Raw genomic sequence first — 21,377 nt, 5'->3', positions numbered from 1 at the left:
ACAGTCTATTACAGACTGTCTGTTTGAAATGCTAACATTTTGCTAACACAATCAAATGAAAAATGGTAAATATCCGTTAAAGATGTTACAACTACAATATGCTGAAACCTTGATATACAACATTTTTAGCACACATCGTTAAAGATATTACACACTCTCACCTTACGGGCGGAATGATGTAATTCCGCAAAATGCACTTATAAAAGGATCTGTCCCTTTTGGGATGGGTCCTTTTTGTATATAAAAAAGGCAATTACTTAAGGACGGAGCTATATGCCCGCTCAAATGATATGGAGAGTAGTTCGGATACCATTGATTTTAGAAATAGGAAATACTAACGGATCTATCCCTTTGGGGATGGGTCCTTTTTGTTTTGTTCAATAAGGCATGAGGATGGAGGACATTTTTATTAATGAAAGCTCGTTAGAATCTTTGATATTATAAATCCTTTTGTTGATTTTAAAAAATTAGGTTTTTAAAGTGTTGACAAACAACGTTTACGGTTGTAAACTAAAAACATGAATTGATTACAACTGTAAACGATTTAATAGAGGTGCTGTTATATGACAAATGAAGAAAAGTTTGAAATAACCGATTCTGAATGGGAAGTCATGAGAGTGGTCTGGACGCGCACGAAGGCAACCAGCAAAGAAATCATTAATGTGCTGCAGGATAAGAAAGACTGGAAGCCGGCGACTACCAAAACATTCATTGGCCGCCTCGTCAAAAAAGGTGCGCTGAACACAGAGACCGTAGGGAACAAGTTTATTTACACAGCTGCTGTCACTGAGGAAGAAAGCCTAAAATCGCTGAAAGCTGGATTATTTAATCACATCTGCAATACGGCGGTGGGAAAAACAATTGCTGATCTGATAAAAGAAGCGACGCTGAGCCATGACGATATTGCGATGATCGAGGAAATTTTAAAGTCGAAGAAAAAAGATGCTGTAGACGTAATTGTCTGCAATTGCGTTCCAGGCCAGTGCCATTGCAAAGAAAATCATAATATGAATTGTCATTAAAGGAGTGTTTATAGATGGAAAAGATCGTATTAAAGGTAAACGGAATGACTTGCGGCCATTGTGCAGGGAAGGTGGAAAAGGCTTTGAAGTCGCTTCAGGGCGTAGAGGTAGCTAAAGTTGATTTGAAAAAGGAAACTGCAAAAGTGAAATATGATGAATCAATACAGACAATAGATGGTTTGAATGAAGCAGTTCGTGAAGCTGGTTATGAATCAGAATCAACACATAAAAGGTGGCTGATATGATATGACTGAGAAAACCTTGACGATTGAAGGGATGACCTGCGCATCCTGTGCACAGTCTGTTGAAAAAGCGACGAAAAAACTTCCAGGCATGCAGGAAGCAAGCGTGAACCTGGCCACTGAAAAATTAAAAGTCAATTTTGATGAAAATATTTTATCGATAAAGGAAATCCAGGATGCAGTCGAGGAAGCAGGCTACAAGCCGATCACCGATGCTGTTAAAAAGAACTTCATCATTACCGGCATGACCTGTGCTTCCTGTGTACAATCCGTTGAGAAGGCGACAAGGAAGTTAGATGGTGTCATTGAATCGAACGTAAATATGGCCACTGAAAAAATGGTGATTCAATATGATTCAACCATGGTGACGGTTGCAGACATCAAGAATGCAGTTGCAGATGCCGGCTATGAAGCTCAGGAAGACGTCGAAGCCGGGAATTCTGTTGATGAAGACAGGGAAAAGAAGGAACTGCATATCAAGGAAATGTGGCGGCGTTTCTGGATTTCCGGTGTATTTACTATTCCTTTGCTGCTCGTTTCGATGGGGCATATGCTAGGGATGCCGCTTCCGGAAATGATTGACCCGATGCATAATCCGGCTGCATTTGCGATAGTCCAGCTGATCTTGACGATTCCAGTTATGTATTTAGGAAAGCCGTTTTTCACAGTTGGCTTCAAGACATTGGTCAAACGCCACCCTAACATGGATTCACTGGTCGCGCTGGGAACAAGCGCAGCATTTCTCTATAGCCTGTTCGCAACCATCATGATCACATTAGGAAATTATGAATATGCGGGCAAGTTATACTATGAATCAGCGGCAGTTATATTAACGTTGATTACGTTAGGAAAATATTTCGAAGCTCTGTCGAAGGGGAAAACGTCTGAAGCAATCAAAAAGCTGATGGGGCTTGCTCCTAAGACAGCGACAATTTTAAAAGACGGAGAAGAAGCAGCAATCTCTGTTGACGAGGTGCAAGTTGGTGACATTGTCATCGTAAAACCAGGCGAAAAGATGCCTGTCGATGGCGTTGTTGTTGAAGGAACAACTTCTGTAGACGAAGCGATGCTGACTGGGGAAAGCATCCCGGTAGAAAAAACAGTTGGCTCTAAAATCATCGGAGCCAGCATCAATAAAAACGGCACGATCCGCTACGAAGCTACCAAAGTCGGAAAGGATACAGCACTGTCCCAAATCATTAAGCTGGTAGAGGATGCCCAGGGATCCAAAGCTCCGATCGCGAAAATGGCGGATATCATTTCAGGCTACTTTGTGCCAATCGTCATCGTGTTAGCCGTTCTTACCGGCTTTGCCTGGTACTTTGCAGGGCAATCGGGTCTGTTCGCCTTCACAATTGCGATTTCAATTCTTGTCATTGCCTGCCCGTGTGCGCTTGGATTGGCAACCCCGACAGCGATCATGGTCGGTACAGGTAAAGGCGCAGAGAATGGCGTACTGATCAAGAGCGGCGGAGCCCTTGAGACAACGCATAAAGTCGATACGATTGTATTTGATAAAACAGGTACCATCACTGAAGGAAAACCGAAAGTAACGGATATTGTCACTGCGAACGGAATCTCTGAGGAGGAACTGTTAATTCTTGCTGCTTCTGCTGAAAAAGGTTCTGAGCATCCGCTGGGTGAAGCGATTGTCAGAGATGCCGAAGAGAAAGGGCACAAATTGTTAAAAACTGAAACCTTTAACGCAATCGTCGGACACGGAATTGAAGTTGCAATTGAAGGCAAAAACCTGCTGCTGGGAAACCGTAAATTAATGGATGACCGTGGAGTCGAACTTGAAGGCTTGGCAGAAACATCTGATAATCTGGCAAACGAAGGCAAAACGCCAATGTATATCACGATTGATGGGAAAATTGCCGGCATTATCGGGGTAGCAGACACTGTAAAAGAAACTAGTCTCAAAGCGATTGAAAAGCTCCATAAAATGGGCATTGAAGTCGCCATGATCACGGGCGACAACAAGCGCACAGCTGAAGCAATCGCCAAGCAAGTAGGCATTGACCGCGTATTAAGCGAAGTTTTACCGGAAGACAAAGCAAATAAAGTCAAGAAGCTGCAGGATGAAGGTAAAACGGTAGCGATGGTAGGAGACGGCATCAATGACGCTCCAGCCCTTGCACAGGCCGACATTGGAATCGCGATTGGCTCCGGCACAGACGTTGCCATGGAATCTGCAGACATCGTCCTGATGAGAAGCGACCTCATGGACGTACCAACTGCAGTTCAATTAAGTAAAGCAACAATCCGCAACGTAAAGCAAAACCTCTTCTGGGCTTTTGCTTATAACGTAATAGGAATTCCGATTGCGATGGGCGTCCTGTACTTGTTCGGCGGACCATTGCTTAATCCAATGATTGCAGGTGCGGCCATGAGTTTAAGCTCTGTTTCTGTATTGCTAAATGCTTTAAGGCTGAAGGGTTTTAAACCTTCGAAAATCTAAAATTTTGGACCTGTCCTTTGGGATGGGTCCTTTTTAGTCTAAGGGAAGACCTCCAAGTATGTGATGCGGAATACAATGCCATTACTATAGGGTGGGTCAAAGTGGCTGCAAGCGATATGGAGTGTATCGAGAAATATCAGCACCAGGATTTATTTGGGCGATATGACTCTTGCAAAAAAGGTTGAAAGCCTTCATATTTAAAGGACAGGAGGTGCGATATGCGAAACGATATACAACCGAATGAACGGGCTTTTTCTACCAAGGAAGTGGCTGAAGAAGTGGGAATTGCAACTCCCACAGTTCGAAAGTACGGCCAAATACTAGAGCGCAATGGATATGAGTTTATGAAAGATGGCGATAGACGCATCTTTGTTGAATCTGATATTAGAGCGCTTATAGCGCTGCGCGATACGGACAAGCCACTGGATGATACAGCCAAAGACCTGGTGGATCAGCAAAAAGAAAGAATAGAAGGAACTAATGGAACAGAGATAGCGACCAGCGATACATATGGAAATTTGCCGCAGGACCCTGATCAATTAAAAGAGGTCTTAATGTTTTTAGCTAATGAACTGGCAGCGACACGTGAAATGAATGTCCAGCTGACAAACGATATGTCCCAGCTTAAAACGAAGGTATCCCAGCTCCAGCAGGACCATCATATTATTAGTTCAAGTATTGGGAATTCAGCGCAAAGAACGAATGCTAAAATCGAAAGATTAACTGAACAACAAAACACTCATTATGAAAACTTGCTGGAACAAGAAAAGCAAAGAAGTGAGCTCTTGCAAAAAGAATTGCAAAAAATGCAGGACGAACTGAAAAAAGAATGGGTTTCACAAAATGAGTTTAATAAACGTTTAGAAGAAGAGATTGAAAAACAAAATAAAAAACCGGGATGGCTTTTCTCCTTGTTCAAAAAATAACGGGGACAGGTACAGATAATTTTCCAAAATATTAAGCGATATACATAAGGGTGAAATGGAAGTCAGTTCAGTATTAAATACTAAAAGTTTGATTAACTTTGTATTATGCGGCGTATCGCCCGGCGATATAAACTTATTTAATGAACAGACGAGCACCATCTTACATATCGCTCAACGATACACCAATCAATTTATAGGCATGAAACCTTTTTATCCAGAATCGCCATCGCTAATAGCGTCAGGCGATATGGAAGGGCATTGAGACGATATAATCAAATACCTAACAACGAAAGAAATGATTAGCGGGGCAAATGCGGCTTAGCTAATCTCCTTTTGTTCTGCCTTTTCCCAACTCCTCATTTTTTCAACATTTAACATTTCCCGAGAAATATCGACAAAATCCATTTAGAAATCGACATCCTAATCGATACTTTGATTTTTATTAGATTTTGAGAACACTAAATAGCTATTTTATTAATATAAAAAAACACCCCGTAAAGCAGCCGTCTTTCAAAGGCTCTGCTCCATGGGGTGTTTGTTAATAACGATATTCTATAAAGCTCTTTTCTTAATGCGTCCCACAAGCGGCACAACAATAAGACCAGCTATGACAACCTGCATAATGTTGCCCGGGATAGATCCGAATGGCTGGACCCAGTTTCCGTAAAGGACGACTTCGGCGAAATAATAGCCTACGACTTTAATAAGAGTGGCAACGACCACAGCCACTGAGAAGACCATCACTTTTTTGCCAGGCATCTTTTCGGCTAGAAGTCCGGCTACATAACCCATTGCACCGACGATTACAAAGGTGAATGGAGCCCACAATGCCCATCCGGAAAGGATATCAAACAAGCCCATACCGAAGGCGCCAGCAATCGCACCTGTTTTCCTGCCGAACACGAATGCTGCGATAAAGAGAGGAACATTCCCCAAGTGGATCAGGCCACCGTTCCCCATAATCGGGAGCCTTATGTTAATGAACATTGTGGCTACAACTGTCAAAGCGATGAAAAGCGCATTGATGACTAAAGTTCTCGTTTTAGTCGATTCTTTTGCTGTGAATACTGCATTCATAGATAGATAAACCTCTTTCTATTTTTAATATTATGATACTTCTTATTTAGTATTTAATAAATATGTATTTGCTATATTTACAATGGTATTATAAGTAACTTTTTAAAGAATCAGTAATTTTGGTGATAAATCCCTAAATTCTGCTATTGTCCAAGTTGGTTGCTCGTGTTAATATCAGAATATTAAAAATAATATAAAAGATTTAACTTAAGGGGGATAGTCTGATTTTCCATTCAACAAGACGATACATAACGATTTTCGTGAATTTGGGGAGGATGAAGGATGAAGAAGAGGTTGGCGGTATTAATAAGTGGCGCGATGCTGCTGCTTGCTGCGTGCGGCGGCAGTGACCAGGCGAGCGGAGAGAAAAAAGAGAAGACGGTGAAAATCGGGATTACCCAGATTGTCGAGCACCCATCACTTGATGCAGCAAGAGAGGGCTTTATTGCCGCTCTTAAGGATGCTGGCTATGAGGAAGGAAAGAACCTGAAGCTGGATTATCAGAATGCCCAGGGTGACATGAACAATAATGCGTCGATTGCGCAGAAGCTGGTTTCGGACAAGAATGACCTGATTTTAGCGATTGCGACACCGAGCGCCCAGGCAGCTGTCCAGGCAACAAAGGATATTCCAATCTTGTTCACTGCGATTACGGACCCGGTTGGGGCTGAACTTGTCCAGAGTCTTGAAAAGCCGGGGAGCAATGCTACTGGAACATCAGATACACACCCTGATGCGATCGAGAAAACAATCGCTGCGATTAAAACCTTTATTCCTGATGCCAAGAAGGTCGGTATTATATATAACAATGGGGAACCAAACTCTGTCGTGAATGTTAAAAATGCGAAGGAAGCGCTTGAGGCTGCTGGACTGGAAGCAGTTGAAACAACGATTTCCACGAGTTCTGAAGTGAAGCAGGCAGCAGAATCCATGGTAGGCCGTGTTGATGTTCTGTATATTCCAAAAGACAACACGGTTGTTGCGGCTCTAGAGTCGGTTATAACAGTGGCCAATGATAAAGATATTCCAACTTTTGTGGGGGAAGGTGATTCTGTAAAACGCGGTACTTTTGCGTCATACGGATTCGACTATCATGACCTTGGCTACACGACCGGTAAAATGGCTGTAGAAATTCTCAAAGGCAAGAAGCCAAGTGACATGCCTGTGGGCTTCCCGGAAAACCTTGAACTGATCGTCAACAAAAAAGCAGCGAAGGAGGAAGGAATCACCTTAACCGATGAGATGCTGAAGGACGCAAAGATAGTAGGAGAATAACAGGAGTAACCTGCTGATTTTTTGGCAGGTTATTCTTTTGGATTTTTAAAGATAATACTATTTTCTCAATCTAAATGAACCTATTTACCCTGCATACTATTCAAGAGATTTAATACCTTTTAAAGATGGCTAATAATGGGGGGATGGGTTTGCGGAGGAGTAAGAGAATAATGTCTTTATTATTTGTTTTATTGCTGATGGTGCCTGCTGCGGCAAGGGCGGGTGATTTGGGCGGTGGTTCTTCCGGGGTTCCGGGTACGTGGTATTCAGGGGCTGATCCGGCATATATTGATCCGGGAAAGTCACCGATTGTCTTCATTCATGGGTATAACAGTTCGGCATCTGTGTGGTGGGAAGGCAATGATATGTATGAAACCGCGCTTGCGAATGGCTACCAAACTGCATTTATTGACTTGTACCCGGAAAGGGATATGTGGGACAACGGGGCAATGCTGGCTGGAAAGCTGAAGGTAATCTATGAGTATTTCGGAAATAAGAAGCTGGTGGTCGTTGGCCACAGTAAAGGCGGGGTGGATACGCAGACCGCACTCGTCCATTATGGTGCGCATCAGTATGTATCAAATGTCATCACTCTGTCATCACCACATCATGGGACACAGCTGTCAGATCTTGCCCATAGCAGCTCGGCTTGGTGGCTGGCAGCGCTCCTTGGCAACAATAATGATGCGACGCGTTCGCTCCAGACAGGAAATATGAGTTATTTCCGCAGCATTACGGATTCTCATGCAAATGCCAAGTTGAATCGCTACTATACACTTGGCGGAACCAAATGGGGTTCGTTCGGCAGTGCCCTTTATTGGGGAGGTCTGTATTTAAGCAGCTATGGAGCGAATGACGGAGTGGTAACTGTCGCAAACTCTCGTGTCCCTGGAGGAACGATTGTCCGGGAAGCATCATGGAACCATACAATGATCCGCGAAGGCTCCTATACATTTTCAGTTTTCAAGCCATACACAATGGCAGCACAGCAATCTGTCGCCGCAATATCATCTAGTTTTGCCACCGTAACAGAACCAGAAACAAATCAAATTGTCAGAGGCGGTAAAGGTGAAAAAGCAATAAAGGATAGCTTTGTTGTTGAAGACGGAGCCGATGGGTTTAAGCTGGCATTCCTGAGCGACCGGCAATTGCCATCACTTAAGCTTAAAGGGCCTGATGGTAAAGAGTATGATGTGCAAAAAACGGAACAGGATACAGGTGAGTTTTTCAAAGGTGCCTGGGTACACCAGTTCGAGATTGGCCAGCCTCAGGCCGGGAAGTGGACGGTGACAGGCCCGGCGGCAGCCTATTTATATATTGTCGGCATCGATAGCCCAATAGGAGCGGAGCTGAAAAAGGAAAAAAACAAGAATCTTAAAGCATCCTATAAAACAAAGTGGGTCAAATTCAGCTTGGATTCCCATAAAAAACTCAAGGAAGCAGGCAAAGGGTCTAAAGCAGGACTTGTGTCCGATGGAGATTTTACCGATGCAGGAGTCTACAACCTGACGACGGAAGTGTCTGGCTTAGGCGTCAATGGAAAACCTTTTGAACGAACAATCATTGAATCGATCTATGTGGATGAAACAGGGAAGATTCATAGATAATGATGAAGGCGGCTGCAAATTTTATTCTCAGCCGCCTTTTTTTTAGCGTTAGTAACGCCGCTATAGTAACGTTAAACGGACTTGATGATCGCAAAGCTGTCCCAAGTTCTATTGAGACGCGTAAATGAATCATTGAGCGAAATATTCCTGCTGCTGGGCACCAAACTAAAAACGGGACCAATTGAACTGAATTTCCTATTCATAAGTCTAATTTACTAATTTTTACATAGACTGTTGAGTGGCTGGATTCCTTACCGATATAGAAGGTAAGCAGATATGTACATCAGGAGGAGAAGGCAATGCACGTATTGGATTTGGTTGCTAGAATTAACAACAGTGTCGAGGAGCTCGACTTTGCTGCTGCGAGAATGTATATGGAAGAGAACATTGAGATTCTGAACAAGAATCGGAATTATTTAAAGACGAATGCCAGGGACTTGCTTGAGTTTTTAACGAAAAGAATGGAAGCCGGGCAGCAGCCGCTGACGAGAAAAGACATGGCTGTCATCAATGCGGTGAATAGCTATGCCTCTAATTTTGATTTAAGAGGTTTGAAGGTTGTCATCAAGGACCACTCACTATTGTTTTTACGAAGTGATATTGAGGCGTATTTGAATTCGGATGCACGCATTATTTTAGAAGGCATGGGCGCTATTCCGAAAGCAGGCTAGCTCCTTTTTACGGCGGTACTCAAATAGATTAATAGTCCGCCAATCAGCAATGCGGCAACATAAAAAAGTTCTAGACCAAGGTCTGCGCCAGCTGGAACAGCACGTTCGGTGGTTACACCGAAAATAATCATGCCAATCATGATTCCAATCCCAGAAAATAAGAGGGTCCATCTAAGGAATTTGTTCAATATACTCACTCCTTTTCTTTTCTTCTATATTACCATAAAATTACAAATAAATAACAAGCGGTGTCCAGAAGGAGACCGTATTTTTTATGGGCTGAAACCTTTCCAGTTAAATAACGTCTATCTCAAAGCGGAAATATTTTCATACAGAATATTACAGGGTTTTTACAGAAAATAGCGAATATAACGTATATTAGCGTAAAAATACCTAATTTAATAGATAAATAGAAAAAGAGTTTAGGGGAGGAAAATTCCATGAGGAACCAAATGAATCCAACTGTAGAGAGAATTTTAGAAAATATTGATAAGGTCATGACCGGTAAGCGGAATGTTGCCGAATTGAGCTTGATCGCATTGCTGGCCGGCGGGCATGTGCTTCTTGAGGACGTGCCGGGTGTGGGTAAGACGATGATGGTCCGGGCGCTTGCGAAGTCTGTCAGCGCCCAGTTCAGGAGAATACAGTTTACACCGGATTTGTTGCCTTCCGATGTTACAGGAGTATCGATTTACAATCCAAAGGAAATGCAATTCGAGTTCAGGCCGGGCCCGATCATGGGCAATATCATTCTTGCCGATGAAATCAACCGGACATCGCCAAAGACACAGTCTGCCCTTCTGGAAGGAATGGAAGAGCAAAGCGTTACAGTCGATGGCGTGACACACATCCTTGAAAAGCCGTTTTTCGTAATGGCGACACAAAACCCGATTGATTATGAAGGAACGTATCCGCTGCCAGAGGCGCAGCTTGACCGTTTCTTGTTAAAAATGAAGATGGGCTATCCTGCTCTCGATGAAGAGATGGAAGTGCTGAACCGTGCCCAGCGAAACCTGCCAATCGAAGACCTGCAGCCGGTTGTTACCCTGGAGGATCTTCGCGAATTGCAGCGGGATATAAAAGAAGTATACGTTGATGACACAATCAAACGCTACATAGTTGAGCTTGCCAGCCGGACTCGTGGTCATGCAAGCGTATATCTGGGAGCGAGCCCGCGTGGTTCGATCGCCCTGATGAAGGCAGCCCAGGCATATGCATTTATTTTCGGCAGGGATTATGTCCTTCCGGATGATGTTCAGTATCTGGCTCCATATGTATTCGCCCATCGGATTATTTTGAAATCTGAGGCCAGATTTGAAGGGATCACAGCTGAGGATGTCGTGAACAGAGTGTTGGCGAGAGTGCCAGTGCCGGTGCAAAGGCTTGTGAAGTAATATGAGAACATATTTCCAAAAGTTCAAAGAAATTTGGAAGCTCATCGTTTTACTATTTTTAATTTTAGTAACGTTCTCTTATGCGATGTTCCAGGGCGGCTTTGTCAGCTGGTTCCTGTTCTACAGCTTTGTGCCGTTTGCGCTGTATGCGTTGGGCCTTGCCTTCTATTCAATTAAAGAAATAAAGGCTGAAAGGGTTTATACGAAACAGGAGTACAATGCGGGTGAAAAGTTTAAAGCAAGTATCATGCTTGAGCGGAATTTTCCATTCCCGCTTTTCTATGCGATTACTGAAGAACAGGCTGGAGAGGCGTTGGCTGGGAACAGTGATTTGCAAAAGGCGAAAACGATGCTATTTCCCGGCTTTAACCGGGTGTTCAGTTTTGACTATACGATTGAAAACCTGCCGCGCGGCGAGCACCTTTTGTCCGGCATCAAATTGAAAACTGGCGACCCTCTCGGCTTGATAGAAAAAGAAAAGGTGCTGCCAGCTGAAAACAAGATCCTCGTTTACCCGGCATACCAGGAGATGGTCTATCGTCCGGTTGCCCATCACTTCGATCAGGGGATGACCGCTTCGAAGGAACGGGTACAGCGTGATACATCGATGGCGATCGGTGTCCGCGAGTATCAGCCGGGTGACCGTTTTTCATGGATTAACTGGAAGGCGACCGCAAGACGCAATGATATAATGACCAAGGAATTTGAACAAAGGCAGTCACATGATGTGACACTCTTGATGGATTGTGCTCCTGATGGCCGCTTTGAAGTAGTCGTCTCTTTTACAGCTTCAGTCATCAGGGCGATTTTGCGGAAAGGTGCCCAGGTCGGCTTGCTGACTTCAAGTTATGAAAGGACAGCATTTCCGGTCCGCGGCGGAGATATCCAGCAGCAGCAGCTTCTTTACCATCTCGCTAAAATCCAGGATGACAGTCCGGTCTCCTTTGACAGGGTGCTCGAGGCTGAAACCTTCTTAGCGCAACAGAACAACTCAATCATGCTGATTACCGCTCAATTGACAAAAGAACTAATTGAAAAAGCAGCTTTTTATAATCAAAGAAATGGGTCGGTAAGCATTTTCCTGATCAAGAATGAGCAGGAATCGCCTACTAAGGCTGAGCTCACTTTAAGGTCATCGGCAAATGCCAGAGGAATCAGGCTTGTCATGGTGCATGAGGGTCAATTTTCAGAAGCCTTCTCGGAGGTGAACAGACGATGACGATGGATAAACCTAAAAAAGATGGCACCTTCTTTTTATTGTATATATTCAGCTTTTTGTTACTGTGGGAGTGGCTCCGTCCATTAAAGGAGCTGACTGACACCGGTCACTTAAGTGTCTTTCTGGCCTTCGTCTTTATCTCGCTGATGATGTCGTTTTTCAGCATGCCTGTCCTGCCGGCTGCTTTGATCAAAACGATCATTATCCTATATTCGGTTCACTTCATGTATTATGAAGGGACTTTTTTCAGCTCTGAATGGTTCGGGCAGCTGATCAATGAAATGACCGCGAATGCAGGATTCCTGCTCGATTCCCAGTGGACAGAGCTTTCGAATGTGTTCCGGACGCTGCTTTTCTTTGTCCTGCTGTGGCTGATGGCTTATTTGATCCAATATTGGCTGATTAACCGCAAACAGATTTTTGTGTTTTTCTTCATGACGATGATTTATATTACAGTTCTTGATACGTTCACGCCTTATGAAGCAGACGCAGCGATTGTCAGGACAGTCATTGCCGGCTTTGCAGTGTTGGGAATGCTGGCGTATTACCGGATTGCTGACAAGGAGGTCATGAAAAAAAATCTGGACAGCGCAAAAAAATGGATGGTGCCGCTTGTCGTCATGATCGCCTTTAGTGTTGGGATTGGCTATGCTGCTCCAAAGGCAGACCCGATTTGGCCAGACCCGGTTCCTTTTATAAAGTCTTATAATGAAGAATCCGGTGGCGGCGGCGTTAAAAGAGTAGGATATGGAAATGATGATTCATCTCTTGGCGGGCCATTTGTCGGCGACGACCGGGTCGTGTTTGCTGCAGAAGCAGACGGACGCCATTACTGGCGAATTGAGACAAAGGACGTCTATACGGGGAAGGGCTGGGTGGCAGAACCGGGAACAACAATGCCAGTGGAATTTTTACCGAAACAAACCATACCGATGCAGCCATTCGAAGCTGGCGTCAAAACAGAACAGCGAACGAGCAGGGTGTTCCCTCAAATAGGTTACCCGCACATTGTTTACCCTTTAGGAGTAAAACAAGTCGATGCGCCGGTGGGTAATACATCTCTTGAATTCAGTCTTGATCCATCAACGGAGAAAATCCTGTCGGTAGCTAATGGGACTGCAGGCTCAATTGGTCCATATTCGGTCACGTTTGATTATCCTGTATACAGTGTCGAAAAACTGAAAGCTGCCGGTCCTGAAGGTCTGCCGGCTGATAATTCTGCAAACACCCAATTCACCTCGAAATATACTCAGCTGCCAGAAGGACTGCCAGAACGGGTTGTAGACCTGGCTGAAGAAATTACAAAAGATGATAAAACGTGGATTGATAAGGCAAGAGCTATTGAGAGATATTTCCGCTCAAATAATTTTGTGTACGACCAGAACAGGGTGGCCGTACCTGAAGAGGATCAGGATTACGTTGACCAGTTCTTGTTTGAGACGCAACGAGGCTACTGTGACAATTTCTCGACTTCAATGGTCGTCATGATGCGTTCCGTTGGGATCCCTGCCCGCTGGGTAAAAGGCTACACAGAAGGCGAATATAAAGATACGCTGGAAGATGGCCGCAGAGTTTATGAGGTCACAAATAACAATGCCCACTCATGGGTCGAAGGTTATTTCCCTGGGGTAGGCTGGGTTCCTTTCGAGCCGACACAAGGCTTCTCAAACAATGTCCAATTTGAATATGACACTAAAAACAACACTGACACACAGACAGAGGAAGACGATAAAGAGGATACTGCACCTGAAGCTCCAAAGAAGCCAGAAACTCCGGAAGAGCAGGCAAAAGTCGACCAGTCGAAGATAACTTTTTCGGATGGCCTGAAAAAAGCGGGTGCCTTCCTGCAGGAAAACCTCAAGAAAATAATCCTGAGCCTGCTTGTGTTAGCTGGGTTTTCAGCTATTATGTATAAACTGCGGGCTAAATGGCTGCCGAGCTTTTACATCCTTCTATATAAGTACAAAAAACAAAACAAGTACTTGGAGAAAGCATATATCGCCCTCCTGAAGCAGTTGAATCGCTATGGCCTCAAGCGAGAAAACGGACAGACGCTGAGAGATTACGCTAATTACGTGGATCAATTTTTCTCAACGAAAGAAATGAGAAGGCTCACGACCAAATATGAAGAGTATCTCTATCGGGGCGATATGGATGAGAAAATGTGGGAGGAAGCGAAAAAGTACTGGGAATTCATGATCCGTAAAGCTGGTGCTTGACCGCTAAAATATTATACTGGTACAATGTTTGAAACTATATAGAATAATCCTTCATATATCCTCGATAATAAGGTTCGAAAGTATCTACCAAATCACCGGAAATGATTTGACTATGAAGGCAGGTTCTTTTCGTTCGTCCAGGGCTGGAATTCTGCTTTCCTTTTATTTGAGGGGGGAGAATTCTGGCTTTTTTTATTAGGCTCTTTTTCGTAGAGTTTTTTGTATTTGCGACTGCCATTTTGATGAATTCGTCGTTAAAATAGTACGGATTCATTTGAAATTAGGGAAGACTTTTTATATGCAGCCAAACATTTTACGAAAACAGCCTATTACTATTAATGAGGTGACATGATGAAAACCGAACTGCAAGACCAGGAAATAATTGTTGTATTAGATTTTGGCAGCCAGTATAACCAATTAATCACAAGACGCATCAGGGAATTCGGCGTATACAGTGAGCTTCATCCGCACACAATCACTGCAGCGGAGATCAAGCAAATGAATCCTAAAGGAATTATCTTCTCTGGCGGCCCGAACAGTGTTTATGATGAAGGGGCTTTCCGCTGCGACGAAGAGATTTTTGAATTGGGTGTGCCGATTCTTGGAATCTGCTACGGAATGCAGCTGATGACGATGCATTTCGGCGGAAAGGTCGAGAAGGCGAAAAACCGTGAGTATGGGAAAGCATTGCTGACGCTACATAACCAAAATGCCTTATTCGGAGGAACGCCAGAAGAGCAGGTGGTCTGGATGAGCCATGGAGACCTGGTGACATTGTCACCGCCGGGCTTTTCGGTTGACGGAATCAACCCATCCTGCCCGATTGCGGCGATGAGTGATGAGAGCCGCAAGCTTTATGCGGTCCAGTTCCATCCTGAAGTGCGTCATTCTATTTATGGAAATGACCTTTTGAAAAACTTTGTCTTCAAGGTATGTGAATGTAAAGGCGACTGGTCGATGGAAAACTTCATTGAGATCGAAATGGAGAAGATTCGCCAGCTGGTAGGAAATAAGAAGGTTCTTTGTGCACTTAGCGGCGGGGTAGATTCCTCAGTTGTTGCCGTTTTGATTCATAAAGCAATCGGCGATCAGCTGACATGTATTTTCGTGGATCACGGTTTATTGCGGAAAGATGAAGCAGAAGGCGTCATGAAAACATTTGCTGAAGGCTTCAACATGAATGTCATCAAAGTCGATGCAAAGGACCGATTCCTCAGCAAGCTAGAGGGTGTATCTGATCCTGAGCAAAAGCGTAAAATCATCGGAAATGAATTCATTTATGTGTTTGATGACGAAGCGGTAAAATTGGAAGGCATTGAGTTTCTGGCTCAGGGTACTTTGTACACCGATATTATCGAAAGCGGCACGGCAACGGCACAGACAATAAAGTCGCATCACAATGTCGGCGGCCTGCCAGAAGATATGCAGTTCAAGTTGATCGAGCCACTAAATACATTATTCAAGGATGAAGTAAGGGCGCTTGGCAGCGAGCTTGGTATTTCGGATGAAGTCGTCTGGCGTCAGCCGTTCCCGGGACCTGGTCTGGGAATTCGCGTTCTTGGCGCGATTTCTGAAGAAAAGCTTGAGATTGTTCGGGAATCAGACGCGATCCTGCGCGATGAAATCAAAAAGGCGGGACTTGACCGCGACATCTGGCAATACTTTACCGTCCTGCCAGACATTCGCAGCGTTGGTGTAATGGGAGATGCCCGGACATACGATTATACAATCGGTATCCGCGCTGTTACTTCTATTGATGGAATGACATCCGACTGGGCCCGGATTCCCTGGGATGTTCTCGAAGTCATTTCAACAAGGATCGTTAACGAAGTGGACCATGTGAATAGAGTTGTATATGACATTACAAGTAAACCGCCTGCAACGATTGAATGGGAGTAAAATACGAACGATTTAAAAACGAACATGAAAAATGTTCGTTTTTTTATTGACGAGGGCAAAAAGTCCTGTTAGAATAAAACTGAACTTAATAATTTGTCATAATTCGTCGTATAATCTTGGGGATATGGCCCAAAAGTTTCTACCGAGCTACCGTAAATGGCTTGACTACGAGGTATATAAACCAGGACTATTTTTGCGTTCATTTCTTATTCCGTCCTGTGTTCTGTTTATTGCCTGCAGTCAACGCCCCGGTATCCGTGGCGTTTTCTTTTTGGCCTTATTTCCTGAATTCATTTCAGGGGGAAAGAAAAAATGAAGAAATACTTTGAGTTTGAAAAGCTTGGCACGAACTACCGCCGCGAATTCATGGGCGGAATGACAACGTTCCTTGCGATGGCTTACATTTTGATCGTTAACCCGATTACACTTACACTTGCAGACGTCAAAGACCTGCCCGATGCATTAAGAATGGATTACGGTGCGGTGTTTGTTGCAACTGCGCTTGCAGCTGCTCTGGGCTCAATCATCATGGGTCTTCTCGGTAAATATCCAATCGCCCTGGCGCCAGGTATGGGCTTGAACGCATTCTTTGCTTACACTGTCGTATTAAGTCACGGTGCACCATGGCAGCACGCCCTTGCAGCAGTCTTCATTTCCAGCGTGTTCTTCCTATTGCTTACAATCTCAGGGTGGCGGGAAAAAATCATCAATGCCATTCCGGTTGAGCTCAAGCACGCAGTTGGAGCAGGTATCGGACTATTCATTACCTTTATCGGTCTGAAAAATGCAGGAATCATTGTTGATAATCCAGCGACACTTGTTGGCCTGGGTGACTTGACGAACGGTAATACCTTGCTTGCCCTTTTCGGATTATTGATCACGATCATCATGATGACAAGAGGAATTCACGGTGCTGTATTTTTCGGTATAATCCTAACGGTCATCGCCGGAATGATCTTTAATCTTATTGATACACCAGATCGAGTAGTTGGAGCAGTGCCAAGCATGGCGCCGACGTTTGGAGCAGTTTTCACGGCTTTCGGTGATCCATCCTTCTATACAGCAACTATGCTTGGAATTATCCTGACATTCTTATTTGTAGATTTCTTTGATAATGCAGGTACACTTGTAGCGGTAGCAAATCAGGCTGGCTTGATGAAAGACAATAAGCTTCCACGCGCTGGCCGCGCATTGTTTGCCGATTCAATCGCATCACTTGTTGGCTCTATTTTCGGGACATCGACAACAACATCCTATATTGAGTCATCCGCAGGGGTGGCTTCAGGTGCGCGAAGTGGATTTGCTTCCCTTGTGACTGCAGGATTTTTCTTGCTAGCATTGTTCTTCTTCCCGGTATTATCCGTTGTAACCGCGCCCGTAACAGCACCTGCACTGATTATTGTTGGTGTATTAATGGTTTCTTCTCTTGGGAATATTCAATGGAATCGCTTCGAAATCGCTGTTCCCTCATTCCTGACGATCATTGCCATGCCGCTTTCATACAGCATCGCGACAGGTATCGCAGCAGGCTTTATCTTTTATCCAATAACAATGCTGGTAAAAGGCCGTAGAAAAGACATCCATCCGATTATGTACTTGTTCTTCGTTATCTTCGTACTTTACTTTGTATTTTTAACAGAATAGCAGATAAGGTCCAGCGACTTGCTGGACCTTTTTCTATTCCCAAAATTGAACAGAGTGTAATTTGTGTTTACAGATTGACTTCTATTTTGACCTTATATACGATATTCCCATAGAACAACCTGAAAACGGGAGGCATCATGGATAAAATCGAAGTGAAAAAAGGATTGAACAATAATGTCATGATTGCTGACCATCCTAAATTCGGGGAAGTCATCCTGATTGGCAAAGGCATTGGCTTCAACAGGAAACAGGGAGATTTAATAGAAGAAGGACAGGCTGAAAAAATGTTTGTCCTGAAGGATGAAAAAGAACAGGCAAACTACATCAAGCTCCTGCCATTTGTAGAGAATGACCTGCATGAAGCCATCATTTCTTCTATTGAGTTGATCAAAAAGAGGACAGACAGCCAGTTGAACGAGCACATCCATGTTGCCTTGACTGACCACCTGATGTTCGCGGCCAGCCGGATGGCAACGGGCCTTGAGTTCAAGAATCCATTTTTAGTTGAAACAAAGACGCTCTACCCGACTGAATTTGAAATCGCTAAAGACGTGGTACAGCTATTCAAAGATAAATCAGGCATCGAGCTTCCTGATGGGGAAACAGGCTTCATCGCCTTGCATATCCACAGCGCTGTTATGAACCGGAACCTTTCTGATGTTAACAGGCACTCGCAGCTTGTGACAAAATTGGTACAAATGATTGAGGAGAATCTGGATATTGTAATCGATAAAGAGGGCATAGATTATACTAGGCTCGTGCGCCACATGCGTTTTACGATCGAAAGAGTCAATAGCGGCGAGAAAGTCGATGAACCAGAAAAATTTGCAACTCTCTTGAAAGAAGAATACCCAGTGTGCTACAATCTTTCATGGAAACTCATTAAAGTGATGCAGCAGACCTTGAAAAAACAAGTATGCGATGCTGAAGCCGTCTATCTGACGATGCATTTGCAGAGGCTTCAGAAAAAAGTTAAATAGGTTATTATTTTTTACGTGTTACTGATTCGATCAGGCATGAGTAAAGAATGTAATTGAAACGAAGTTTTATGGGTAATATATCCGTATGCTTCTTTCGGTTCATCTTTCTCATGCCTTTTTTATTTGTTTTTTTAATGTTTGTAACCGCTTTAGGAGTAAAAATTTACAGGAGGTAATTTCTATGTTTAAGAAAGCTTTTGGTGTTCTGCAAAAAGTAGGGAAAGCGTTGATGCTTCCAGTTGCACTATTGCCAGCTGCAGGTATCCTGCTTGCTCTTGGTGCTGCGCTCAGAAACCCTGCTTTACTGGAGCTTGCTCCATTTTTAGATAATAGCGGCGTCGATATGGTAGCTGCTGTTATGCAAAAAGCCGGGGACGTCGTCTTCGGTAACCTGCCGCTCTTGTTCGCGGTTGGTGTCGCTGTTGGTTTGGCTGGCGGAGAAGGAGTAGCCGGTCTGGCAGCAATTATCGGTTACCTGATCATGAATGTGACAATGGGTACTGTTTTAGGTATTACTCCGGAAGATGTCAACGGACTGAACTACGCAAATATTCTTGGTGTCCCTACCCTTCAGACAGGGGTGTTCGGGGGTATCATCGTTGGTATCATTGCGGCAGCTCTTTACAACAAATTTTACGAAATTGAATTGCCTTCTTACCTTGGGTTCTTTGCAGGTAAGCGATTCGTGCCAATCATTACTGCAGGTACAGCGATCCTGCTTGGTTTAGCAATGCTTGTCATTTGGCCTCCAATCCAAACTGGCTTGAATGCTTTCTCACAAAACATGGTTCACGCAAACTTAACTCTATCAGCATTTATCTTTGGTGTAGTTGAACGTTCATTAATTCCATTTGGCTTGCACCACATCTTCTACTCACCATTCTGGTACGAGTTTGGTCAATATACTACATTGGCAGGAGATGTTGTCCGCGGTGACCAGCGTATCTTCATGGCGCAAATCGCAGATAATGTCCAGGATCTTGAGGCAGGTACATTCATGACTGGTAAATTCCCATTCATGATGTTCGGTCTTCCTGCTGCAGCTTTGGCTATTTATCACGAAGCACGTCCTGAAAGAAAAGTGGTTGTCGGCGGTTTGATGGTATCAGCTGCTTTGACATCATTCTTAACAGGTATCACAGAACCACTTGAATTCTCATTCTTATTCGTTGCTCCTGTATTGTTCGGGGTTCACGCGATTTTCGCTGGCTTATCTTTTATGACAATGCATTTATTAGATGTAAAAATCGGGATGACATTCTCAGGTGGTCTAATCGACTACATTCTGTTTGGATTGATTAACCCGCAGACTAATGCTTGGTTAGTAATCCCGGTTGGTTTAGTATTCGCGGTGATCTACTACTTCGGTTTCCGTTTCGCGATCCGCAAATTCAACCTGATGACTCCTGGCCGTGAAGCGGTTGAAGAAGATCAGGAAGAAGGCAGTGCGAAAGGCAATGCCGGCGACCTTCCGTACCAAGTGCTCGAGGCTATGGGTGGACAGGAAAACATCGCACACCTTGATGCATGTATCACTCGCCTTCGTGTATCGGTAAATGACATTAAGAATGTCGATAAAGATCGTTTGAAGAAACTTGGAGCTGCTGGTGTACTTGAAGTCGGCAACAACATCCAGGCAATCTTTGGACCTCGTTCAGAAACAATCAAGGGACAAATGAAAGATATCATGAGCGGCAAGAGACCTCGTCCGGTTGAAACCAACCAGGCTGAAGAGGTTGAACAGCAAATTGAAGAAGTAAATCCAGAAGCTTTGCAAACTCATCATGACCACGATGCAAGTGCAGATGTGTTCGTTTCTCCTATTAAAGGTGAAATCAAACCAATCACTGAAGTGCCAGACCAAGTGTTCTCAGGTAAAATGATGGGTGACGGCTTTGCGATCGTTCCATCAGAAGGAACAATCGTTTCTCCGGTTGATGGAAAAATCATCAACCTATTCCCAACGAAACATGCGATTGGAATCCTGTCTAATACTGGACGCGAAATCCTGATCCACGTTGGTATCGATACGGTTAACCTGAAGGGGCAAGGCTTCGAAACGCTTGTTTCTGAAAATGATACTGTGACTAAAGGGCAGCCATTATTGAAGGTTGATCTTGATTACATCAAGGAACACGCAACTTCAATCATGACCCCGATCGTCTTCACGAACCTAGCAGCTGGCGAAAGCATCGTCATCAATAAGCAAGGCAATGTAGATGTAAAGGAAGAGAACATCATTAAGATCTCAAAGTAAAATAGTAAATAGGCCAGTCCCTCGTTTAAGGGACTGGCCTATTTATTTGTTAACACTTATATAGGAAAAACTAGCGCAAACCACTGTTACATGATTGATAACTCACTTGCTAACTTCCATTTTTTACAATGTTTAAAGGTGTTGACTCTGGGAATGGGCAGTGATAATATATAGAAACAGTCGCGAACAGGTTAACAACATTTTAATTATGAAAAAGAAATTGAAAAAAGTTGTTGACATTCGATACTGTAACGTGATAAATTATTAAAGTCGCTTCTGAGCGGCGCACACAAATTGCTCTTTGAAAACTAAACAAACAAGCGTCAACAAACAATATTTTATAGTGACTTCTATTAAATAGATGATCACTAGCCAACGTTTTAACTTTATGAGCTAACTCATAACTCTTTATTGGAGAGTTTGATCCTGGCTCAGGACGAACGCTGGCGGCGTGCCTAATACATGCAAGTCGAGCGGATCTTCA

The 21,377-nt window shown here is 43.9% G+C and carries 16 protein-coding genes, 1 rRNA gene and 2 riboswitches; of the genes, 15 read left to right on the top strand and 2 right to left on the bottom strand.

Features of this window, described 5'->3' with window-relative positions; genetic code table 11:
- Positions 1-563: 563 nt before the first annotated feature.
- The 4 genes from M3204_RS22175 to M3204_RS22160 all read left to right on the top strand — a co-directional run bounded on the left by M3204_RS22175 (position 564) and on the right by M3204_RS22160 (position 4,651).
- Complete coding sequence (locus M3204_RS22175) at positions 564-1,022, top strand: CopY/TcrY family copper transport repressor (RefSeq protein ID WP_251488183.1); 459 nt, start codon at positions 564-566, stop codon at positions 1,020-1,022.
- A gap of 14 nt (positions 1,023-1,036) precedes the next feature.
- Complete coding sequence (locus tag M3204_RS22170) at positions 1,037-1,267, top strand: heavy-metal-associated domain-containing protein (protein ID WP_251488180.1); 231 nt, start codon at positions 1,037-1,039, stop codon at positions 1,265-1,267.
- 1 nt (position 1,268) lies between these two features.
- Positions 1,269-3,725: a heavy metal translocating P-type ATPase gene (locus M3204_RS22165; protein WP_251488176.1), complete on the top strand. Its 2,457-nt coding sequence runs from the start codon at positions 1,269-1,271 to the stop codon at positions 3,723-3,725.
- Between the two features lie 218 nt (positions 3,726-3,943).
- Entirely contained in the window at positions 3,944-4,651 is a 708-nt protein-coding gene (locus M3204_RS22160) for a hypothetical protein (protein ID WP_251488173.1), read from the top strand.
- 552 nt (positions 4,652-5,203) lie between these two features.
- Here M3204_RS22160 and M3204_RS22155 read toward each other — a convergent pair.
- Positions 5,204-5,728: an ECF transporter S component gene (locus M3204_RS22155; RefSeq protein ID WP_251488171.1), complete on the bottom strand. Its 525-nt coding sequence runs from the start codon at positions 5,726-5,728 to the stop codon at positions 5,204-5,206.
- Positions 5,729-6,010: 282 nt separating this feature from the next.
- On the opposite strand from M3204_RS22155, the gene M3204_RS22150 reads away from it, so the two are divergent.
- The 3 genes from M3204_RS22150 (at position 6,011) to M3204_RS22140 (ending at position 9,281) form a co-directional block, all read left to right on the top strand.
- A complete protein-coding gene (locus M3204_RS22150) occupies positions 6,011-7,003 on the top strand; it encodes an ABC transporter substrate-binding protein (RefSeq protein ID WP_251488168.1) in 993 nt (330 codons plus the stop codon).
- A gap of 170 nt (positions 7,004-7,173) precedes the next feature.
- The gene (locus tag M3204_RS22145) at positions 7,174-8,610 is read left to right on the top strand and encodes an esterase/lipase family protein (RefSeq protein ID WP_251488166.1); all 1,437 of its coding nucleotides are present in this window, start codon (positions 7,174-7,176) and stop codon (positions 8,608-8,610) included.
- A gap of 299 nt (positions 8,611-8,909) precedes the next feature.
- Positions 8,910-9,281, top strand: coding sequence for a hypothetical protein (locus tag M3204_RS22140; RefSeq protein WP_251488163.1), 372 nt, complete (start codon positions 8,910-8,912; stop codon positions 9,279-9,281).
- Here M3204_RS22140 and M3204_RS22135 read toward each other — a convergent pair.
- Entirely contained in the window at positions 9,278-9,469 is a 192-nt protein-coding gene (locus M3204_RS22135; RefSeq protein WP_251488160.1) for a hypothetical protein, read from the bottom strand. The two genes, M3204_RS22140 and M3204_RS22135, sit on opposite strands and share 4 nt — an antisense overlap.
- Positions 9,470-9,721: 252 nt before the next feature.
- Between M3204_RS22135 and M3204_RS22130 the strand changes: the two genes are divergently transcribed.
- The 8 genes from M3204_RS22130 to M3204_RS22095 form a co-directional block, all read left to right on the top strand.
- On the top strand, positions 9,722-10,675 hold the full coding sequence (locus M3204_RS22130; protein ID WP_251488156.1) for an AAA family ATPase: 954 nt from the start codon (positions 9,722-9,724) through the stop codon (positions 10,673-10,675).
- A gap of 1 nt (position 10,676) precedes the next feature.
- Entirely contained in the window at positions 10,677-11,894 is a 1,218-nt protein-coding gene (locus tag M3204_RS22125) for a DUF58 domain-containing protein (RefSeq protein ID WP_251488153.1), read from the top strand.
- Positions 11,891-14,113, top strand: coding sequence for a transglutaminase TgpA family protein (locus M3204_RS22120; RefSeq protein ID WP_251488149.1), 2,223 nt, complete (start codon positions 11,891-11,893; stop codon positions 14,111-14,113). The genes M3204_RS22125 and M3204_RS22120 overlap by 4 nt, the downstream gene beginning before the upstream one ends.
- Positions 14,114-14,144: 31 nt before the next feature.
- A riboswitch (purine riboswitch) is annotated at positions 14,145-14,246 on the top strand.
- 215 nt (positions 14,247-14,461) lie between these two features.
- On the top strand, positions 14,462-16,012 hold the full coding sequence (gene guaA, locus M3204_RS22115) for a glutamine-hydrolyzing GMP synthase (protein ID WP_251488146.1): 1,551 nt from the start codon (positions 14,462-14,464) through the stop codon (positions 16,010-16,012).
- Between the two features lie 86 nt (positions 16,013-16,098).
- Positions 16,099-16,200: riboswitch (purine riboswitch) on the top strand.
- Positions 16,201-16,324: 124 nt separating this feature from the next.
- Positions 16,325-17,656, top strand: coding sequence for an NCS2 family permease (locus tag M3204_RS22110; RefSeq protein ID WP_251488143.1), 1,332 nt, complete (start codon positions 16,325-16,327; stop codon positions 17,654-17,656).
- A gap of 137 nt (positions 17,657-17,793) precedes the next feature.
- Positions 17,794-18,636, top strand: coding sequence for a glucose PTS transporter transcription antiterminator GlcT (gene glcT, locus M3204_RS22105; RefSeq protein ID WP_251488140.1), 843 nt, complete (start codon positions 17,794-17,796; stop codon positions 18,634-18,636).
- A 181-nt stretch (positions 18,637-18,817) separates the two neighbouring features.
- On the top strand, positions 18,818-20,893 hold the full coding sequence (ptsG, locus tag M3204_RS22100; protein ID WP_251488137.1) for a glucose-specific PTS transporter subunit IIBC: 2,076 nt from the start codon (positions 18,818-18,820) through the stop codon (positions 20,891-20,893).
- A 408-nt stretch (positions 20,894-21,301) separates the two neighbouring features.
- A 16S ribosomal RNA gene (locus M3204_RS22095) occupies positions 21,302-21,377 on the top strand; the annotation flags it as partial.

The sequence above is a fragment of the Mesobacillus subterraneus genome, assembly GCF_023715485.1.
Lineage (GTDB): Bacteria > Bacillota > Bacilli > Bacillales > Cytobacillaceae > Mesobacillus > Mesobacillus subterraneus_B.
The sequence above is the reverse complement of the archived record's forward strand: the minus strand, read 5'-3'. Positions and strand labels throughout refer to the sequence as shown.